The sequence below is a fragment of the Phyllobacterium sp. genome (assembly GCF_037994425.1).
Taxonomy (GTDB): domain Bacteria; phylum Pseudomonadota; class Alphaproteobacteria; order Rhizobiales; family Rhizobiaceae; genus Phyllobacterium.
The window spans coordinates 21,248-28,548 of record NZ_JBBNAM010000021.1 but is presented as its reverse complement, the minus strand read 5'-3'; the positions used below and the strand labels follow the sequence as shown (position 1 = coordinate 28,548).

The 7,301-nt window shown below is 53.8% G+C and carries 6 protein-coding genes and 1 pseudogene; 4 read left to right on the top strand and 3 right to left on the bottom strand.

All coding sequences use genetic code 11. The features are described from left to right. Positions 1-182: pseudogene (locus AAAB35_RS01115) on the bottom strand (hypothetical protein); the annotation flags it as partial. A 310-nt stretch (positions 183-492) separates the two neighbouring features. On the opposite strand from AAAB35_RS01115, the gene AAAB35_RS01110 reads away from it, so the two are divergent. Together AAAB35_RS01110 and AAAB35_RS01105 are read left to right on the top strand one after the other, a co-directional pair. Beyond that, positions 493-1,176 (top strand): helix-turn-helix domain-containing protein, encoded by a 684-nt coding sequence (locus tag AAAB35_RS01110; RefSeq protein WP_340666409.1) that lies wholly within the window; start codon positions 493-495, stop codon positions 1,174-1,176. 1,809 nt (positions 1,177-2,985) lie between these two features. Continuing rightward, a complete protein-coding gene (locus AAAB35_RS01105) occupies positions 2,986-3,162 on the top strand; it encodes a Flp family type IVb pilin (RefSeq protein WP_340666408.1) in 177 nt (58 codons plus the stop codon). A gap of 472 nt (positions 3,163-3,634) precedes the next feature. Here the strand turns inward: AAAB35_RS01105 and AAAB35_RS01100 are convergent, their stop codons facing one another. Continuing rightward, on the bottom strand, positions 3,635-3,961 hold the full coding sequence (locus AAAB35_RS01100) for a flavodoxin domain-containing protein (RefSeq protein WP_340666407.1): 327 nt from the start codon (positions 3,959-3,961) through the stop codon (positions 3,635-3,637). 297 nt (positions 3,962-4,258) lie between these two features. Here AAAB35_RS01100 and AAAB35_RS01095 point away from each other — a divergent pair, with 297 nt between their 5' ends. After that, positions 4,259-5,095 carry a universal stress protein gene (locus AAAB35_RS01095; RefSeq protein WP_340666406.1) on the top strand — a complete coding sequence of 279 codons (837 nt, stop codon included), beginning with the start codon at positions 4,259-4,261 and terminating at the stop codon, positions 5,093-5,095. Positions 5,096-5,142: 47 nt separating this feature from the next. Then, on the top strand, positions 5,143-5,574 hold the full coding sequence (locus AAAB35_RS01090) for a pyridoxamine 5'-phosphate oxidase family protein (protein WP_340666405.1): 432 nt from the start codon (positions 5,143-5,145) through the stop codon (positions 5,572-5,574). 141 nt (positions 5,575-5,715) lie between these two features. Here the strand turns inward: AAAB35_RS01090 and AAAB35_RS01085 are convergent, their stop codons facing one another. Further along, positions 5,716-7,263, bottom strand: a complete 1,548-nt coding sequence (locus AAAB35_RS01085) for an AAA family ATPase (protein ID WP_340666404.1) — start codon at positions 7,261-7,263, stop codon at positions 5,716-5,718. Positions 7,264-7,301: the final 38 nt, after the last annotated feature.

Below are 7,301 nucleotides of genomic sequence, written 5' to 3'. Positions count from 1 at the left end.
GCAACCTGTTGAGACTCGGCAAGATAGCGCTTGTCGTGCGCATCGGGTGGAATGATACCTGCCCCGGCGCTCTTGTCTTCCAGTTCGAAAGCAAACACAGCGATTGACATCGGCTGAGCGTGCGCGGATGTGCAGGCTCCAGCCAGGAGCACCATCAGGACGATCAATATGCGAATGCGCATGGTAGTCCTCCCGTGCGAATATTCTCCGTTGTACACGACCCGACAGCCCAAATCACGGTCAAAGCGGCGCAAACCTTTCCCGCCTCAGCCGAGGTGCGAAGTTCCCTGAGCGGGCCTCGAAGGCGCGTCCACAGGCCTTATGAGATAAGCCGGGCTGCGAATTCCATACCACGCCCGCTGTGGCCTCCGGCCCCGATACTAAAGTTGGGTCCACTTCAAGAAAGGCCTACGACTGCAAATCGCGCGCTACACTTTCTAGACTGGACGCGCCGGGCGTTAGACCGCATGATTCAGCTTTGGAGATGGTCCGGTGGCAAGCAACGGCTACAAGCAGTTTTGTCCAGTGGCAAAAGCGTGCGAGGTGCTTGAACCCCGCTGGACGCTATTGCTTCTTTGCGAAATGTGGTCGGGGTCGACCCACTTTAACGAAATTCGCCGCGGCGTCCCCGGCATGTCGCCGACGCTCATGTCAAAGCGGCTTCGAAAGATGGAAGCAACAGGTCTCGTTGCGCGCGCGGAAAATCCATCAACAGGTGAAATAAATTACACCACGACAAAGATCGCTGATGAGCTTGCACCGATCGTCGAAGCGCTTGGCAAATGGGCTCACCGCAACGTCGATGCGGAGGTGACGCTGGAAAACCTCGATGCGAAACTATTGATGTGGAACATTCGTCGCAAGATCAACGGCAGCGCCTTTCCATCATCCAAACGCAGTGTCATCGAATTCACTTATCCGGAACTGCCAAAGAATGAGCAAAGTTATTGGCTGATAGCGAAGCCCGGAATGCCCGTTGATTTATGCTGGCTTGATCCTTGTCACGATGTCGATCTCTTTGTCTCGGCCGATCTCAAAGCCATGACCTCGGCGTGGATTGGACTGACCACCTTGAAAGCCGAGATATCGCGCGGAAAGATTTCGTTAATCGGCGATGCGGCGATCGCAGGCTCGATCGACAGTTGGTTGGTGCGCAGTTCCTTTGCTCGGTGTTAACCACACCCGATCGTCTGTGAGTCTTTCAATGTTTGCGAGGAATGCTTGGGGAGCCGCATAAGCGAAGCGCACCTGGCCAACAAGAGTTCAGACCCGCTTTTTACTGCCCAACTGCTCAAGGCTACTGACTATTCTGCTGGTACGCTCATCAAGATAGAGGCGAAACGTCTTTAAAGGTGAGGCCCAACAAACCACCCTTGGGGAACAGTGAGCTGGGCCTCATGCCGGGGGTCATCCAGCCAGCCTATTTTGCCGAAGATAATCGATCGCAACAATTACCCGCGTTGTCGTCAATACGAGCTAGCCGTGAACTAGCGAGAAGGCGAGGCGCAGTCCGAGGAGAAAGGAAGCAACAAACCGCGCCTCGATGTTGCCAATTGTTAGGCATGCAACACCAAAATCTTGCGCCCGCCGAAGCTATCCGTCAATTCACGTTAATACTGGACGATGAGGTCTGGCGTTACCATCATAATGACGGTGGAGGCAATAACCCCAGCGGCTCGCGCGCAACATGCGGGTTCTCGCAAAAGACATCCGCGCGGCAATCAGAAATTCAAAAAAATAGCCGGACTTAAAAGCCCGGCTTAATTGTGAAGGTCAAAAAACCTCCAGAGGGGAACAGCGGATGCGGCAAATGGGAGGAGACCACATCCACTGCATGCTGTTTAATCGAGTGACTGGATCTACTCAATCGTCATTAATGCATAGCTGCTATGCATGTCGCCTCAATTATGGGCAATCCAAAAGAGGGCGACACGGTAACGCTGCATTCTGCACCTACCGCCATCTCACGGCTCAACCACGTCACTTGACCGTTGCGCCTCTGGGCGTTCTTCATTGATTTCTCAAAGGTTCTACGCTGCACGCGCACTTCGAACATTTTTAACGATTGCCGATCTAGGGAAGCTTGCGGAAGAAGGAGGGCTTCTGGTGTTGAGAGGCCCGCCACGGTCAACGTATTATTACTGGCACGAGATCACGTTGCCATTAGAGCCGATGCGCAGGAGGCGATGGAACTTGTCGGCTGGACAAATGATCGGCTTGTCCTCGACCGAATAGCGCGGCGGCCCGATACGGACTGCGCGTACGAGTTTACGAATTCGAGCATCGTTTTTGTGCGTGGCCCGACAGGCATGCGTTTTAATGCAGGCGGCCCGAATGCTGTCGCCGACCGGGCAAGGATTTACGGCCATCACACAAAACGGACCGCTAAAGAATCAACGTCTCGGGACCCTCACGGAAGATTGATATTTTCAATCTGACCCCCGCGCCACTTGATGCCAACACACGGATCGTCGGTATATCCAGGTGCTTCACAAGGCGAATCTACTGGGGTTGGTCCGGACGCGACTCGCCATTTGCTTTATCGCTTTCAACCACAGCTTCTGTAGCTTTACGCAGCACCTCTGTGTCCCAGATCGGGTGCGGTACGCCTACTGACTTCCTGCGGCCGTTACGTTTGATTTCGACGGTAAATGGTTTAGCGGGTTTCATGTGATATGGAATGAACAGCGTTGGAGAATCGGCCTCATGCCAATCCCATAATTAAGCATACAACGCGCCCATGAACGAGTAAGGAAAATTTTGACAACCGAAGGCTGCACGACTTCTTGCACCCCACAACAAACCTTTGATTCCGTCAATTTTTAATCACAATTAATCGTCTGGAGCAAAGACAAATTAATCAAGAAATTCAGTTACTTCTCAGTAACCATGCCGCTTAAGGACCCTGCAATTACTGGCAATCTATGGTCAGGACGGTTCAGACGAAACCGCCCAACAAATAGAAACCAAACAGGGACTAAGACAATGAGCAAACTCTTCGCACGCTTCCTCAAGGACGAATCTGGCGCAACGGCCATCGAATACGGCCTGATCGCTGCCCTCATTTCGGTTGGCATTATCGCCGGTGTAAGAACTCTCGGCACCAGCCTGAGCAGTACCTTTACCTTCCTCGGCACGACAATGACCGACGCCGCCAAGTAAATCCTCGGGGGTCGGTCGAAAGATCGATCCCCACAGGATACCCAATCTTATCTGCGCGATAGTATTGGGTGTCCTGTATGTCAGTTGAGACGGAATTTGCATTGAGTGCCATCCGCACCAACTGCGGTAGGCTTTTTGCCTGCATCTTCGCCATGACATTTCGCCCCGTGTACCTCAACGGTGCGGGGACCCCATGTTGAGATCGTAGGCGATCGGGGAAGACCCGCCACCACGGCCGAAAGGATCGATTGCACGACGCTTCCGTATTCATGATGCATTGGACGATTGGTTTCGTTGCATCATCCTAAGGAGCCTGGCAAAGAGCGTGGTCATCAAGCGGCCAATCTTAATCGGCCCGCAAACCATGGGCTCTCACCGCTCACTGAAATATGGGTTGGAGAAAACATGAACCAACACCATGCGGAAGCTGAGGACACCAAAATCGCGGGGCCTCGCGCAACAAACCATCCCGTCAATCGGCCCGTCCTCGGTGGCTGTGATGCGTTTGCGCATCCAGCGTTTGAGAAAAGTAGTATTCCGTGTATTTGAGAGCGCCGGCACGGTTGAGCATTGTCCGTCGCTTCCAGGCTGTTTCCTTGATGAGTTTCAATGCGTAATTCCTTGGCTCTTCTTTGTCGTCCGCAACGGTACTGGCGAGAAAGAGCGACACGGAAATGAACGCTGACTGCATACGGTTGAGTACCGCGGACCGTTCCCGGACAAAATGGGCAAACGCGGCGGAGTAGCGGCCGACGTGGACAGGCGTACAAAAGATCCCCCATCGCTCGTCCGTGCCCAAGGATTGGCATCAGCGAGAGCGACCTATGGTTTTAAATTCAGATGGCCGGAACAACATGGGCAATCTTTCCGGGTTTGACTCTCAATAGTGGAATCGAGCGCGAGGCAATTCATGGCAAAGCTTCCTTGGGCACCCTGATTGCTTTTCCGCAGCTTCGTCAGTTTCCGCGATTCTAGGGGACACGAATTGATGCGCGTCAATTCGGGACGTCATGCATTTTGATCCAGCGCAATGCCGATCTGCGATTTCGGAGTTACTTAAATGCAACAAGATTTCAACCGATCCGGGAGAAGCAACATGAACTTCAAAACCCTGTTGAGCGTCATCAATATAAAGCAGGATGACGACGATCTAAAAACCGCAATCGAGCTCTGTTCTGAGATCAACGCGCAATTATCGGTACTGGTGATTGCGATAGCATCGCTTCCACCACTTGGTGACTATCCGATCGGTACTGCAGATGTCTGGGTGAAAGAGCGTCACGAGGATCTTGGAGCCCTCCGTAAAAGGGTCGACGCGGTGGAGACACTGGTGAAGAACGCCAATATTTCGGCCACGGTGATTGACGAATATCCTGAAGCTGCGAGGATCGGCCACGTGATCGGTAGGCACGCGCGATATGCCGATGCAACGATCATTGGCGCCAGCCTGCTCCGCAATGACCTCCTGAAAACAACTGTCGTCGACGGCGCTTTGTTTGAATCGGGCAGACCGATTCTCATTATTCCGCACGGCGGCAAGCCCACTTTGCGACCCAAGCGCGTGCTTCTGGCATGGAACTCCGGCGTCGAATGCGTTCGTGCTGCCCGGGAGGCCCTCGACGTCATGGCTTCTGCTGAAGAGGTTCACGTGACCTTGGTCGACCCCGACACCAGCTCGATCGGCAATGGTCCCGAACCCGGTGCCGACATTGCCGCCTATCTCGCACATCATGGGGCCAAGGTCACAGTCGACCGTCTTCCGAGCGCAGGCAAGTCAATCGCAGATGTTCTCAAGCAACATGCAACGGACATTGGCGCTGATCTCATCGTCATGGGCGGCTACGGACATTCGCGCACGCGCGAGTGGATTTTTGGCGGTGTGACCAGATCCATGATCGATACGGCCAATCTGCCCGTCCTCATGGCTCGTTGAGCGAAGCGCAACTGCAACAAGGAGCATAGGTCGTGCAAATAATCGAGATGGATCAATTCGAAATCATGCAAGTGATCGAGAACGCCACCGTGGGGCGGCTGGCCTGCGTGCATGATGGCCAGCCCTACATCGTCCCGCTGAATTTTGTCTATCATCTTGGGGCTCTTTACGCATTCACGACATTCGGGCGCAAGGTTGAATGGATGCGGAGCAACCCAAAAGTTTGCGTAGAATTCGACCACGTTTCGGCAACAAATGATTGGCAGAGCGTACTCATCATTGGGCAATATGAAGAACTGGCCACTGATCCGGATACAATCGACGCCCGCAATGTGGCCTATGGACTCCTCAGCAAACGAGCTCAGTGGTGGGAGCCGGCCTATGTGAAAACTGTCATTCGGGATCATGTGCGGGCAGTGCAACCCATCTATTTCCGCGTTTTGGTCGCCGAAACGACTGGCCATAAGGCAGTGAAATGATGGACCACTGGCTTTAAGTGCTGGGAAGACAAACTGCTGAAGAAGACCCATCAAGCAGCTTCTCGAGAAACCCCTCACTGAACCGTGCCATTCCTATGCTGTAAGGTTCCGCCACGCCATCCGTGGTTGCGCCGATGTGCGCTACCCAATTCGGCAAGCACGGTTGCACGCGATGCTGATCTCATGCTGAACGAGTTGGACAACAGCATCGACCGATCGACTGGCATCGATATGCCGCCAATCGACTGCGCCCACATCGTTAACTTCCTGCATGTGGAGCACTTCAACAGTCGCATCTGACACACTGTTTCTTCTCGCTTTAATGCGGGACGCTAGTGTCGAATGGTCGGTACTGAGCCAGATCCCGACGAAAGTTACCCCCGCTGCATTCGCAACCTGCTCGATCAAATCCCGAGTGCCGGGCCTATCAAAAACAGCATCGACAATGACCGTTCCCCGCAATTTCAATGCGGTTTTGGCATTGTCACAAAGAATTTTGTAAACGGTGTCGGAAATTTCTGGTTTATAGGCTTCGGGTCTAAGTCTTTCGGTAGCGTGAACACTAAACATTGCTTTGCGGACGCGATCGCTTTCGAATATCCGCGCTCCCGGTGCCGGCCCGGCATGTGCGGCAAGCGCTTCCGCAATGGTGGATTTGCCGGATCCGCTCAATCCTCCGATCGCGATCAGGATGGACAGCGGTGGCCCAAGCAAATCAAGGGCGAGGTCGAAATACGACCTCGCTTCTTGCCGAAGACTATTGGATTTGTCGACAGTCACTTCCGCTTGGGTCGCGACGACATGGGCACGGACGGCTGCGCGCAAGGCCATGAAGAAAGGCAGCAATGCAACACCGTCTTCGTCACCGGTTGCATCGAGGTATCGATTCATCACTCGATTGGCATGGTCGTGCAAGTCGCGGTGCCAAAGGTCCATCAGGAGGAACGCCAGATCATATAGGACGTCGACAGTTGCAATCTGGTCGTTAAACTCGATGCAGTCGAAGAGTCGCGGGCCGCCTTCAGTGAGGCAGATGTTACGCAAATGAAGATCCCCGTGACAGCGCCTGATCATGCCGGCTGCCTCACGGCGGTCCAGGTGTCGTCGATGGGTTTCAAAAGCTGTTCGGAACGCATCGTCGAAAATTTGGACTTCGTGGTCGGAGAAGACGCGGCTGGTCGCGAACCCGCGCTTATTGATGTCAAGCACGGCTTCAACGTTGGCTGAGCCACTGCCGGCATGAACAGGTGTCAAGTTCTGATGGAAATTGGCGATCATTCCGGCGGTCGCATCCATCAGCGCCGGCGTAAGTCGACCTGCTTCTGCCATCCGATCGAACAGATGCTCCTGCGGAAAGCGCTTCATCTCGACAACGGCGTCGACCGTTTCTTTCGAACCGTCGAAGCAAAGGGCTCCGCTTTCAGCGCGGGTAACGCGGCGGACACCCAAATAGAGCTCGGGCGCCGTTTGACTGTTGAGTACTACTTCCTTCAAGCAAAACGAGAGACGTTCGGCGGGGTTGGAAAAATCTGCATAGGGTAACTTGACCGCGCGCTTAAGTTTGAACGCTTTGTCAGCAACCAGAAAGATGATGGATATATGGGTTTCCAATATCTCGACCGGACCGTCCAATCCGTAGTTTCTGGCATGCTTCAAAAACTCGATGGTCTCATCTTGGTCATGAATCATTTGACGGCCTTCACCGATTGCATTCGTGAACTTTACGA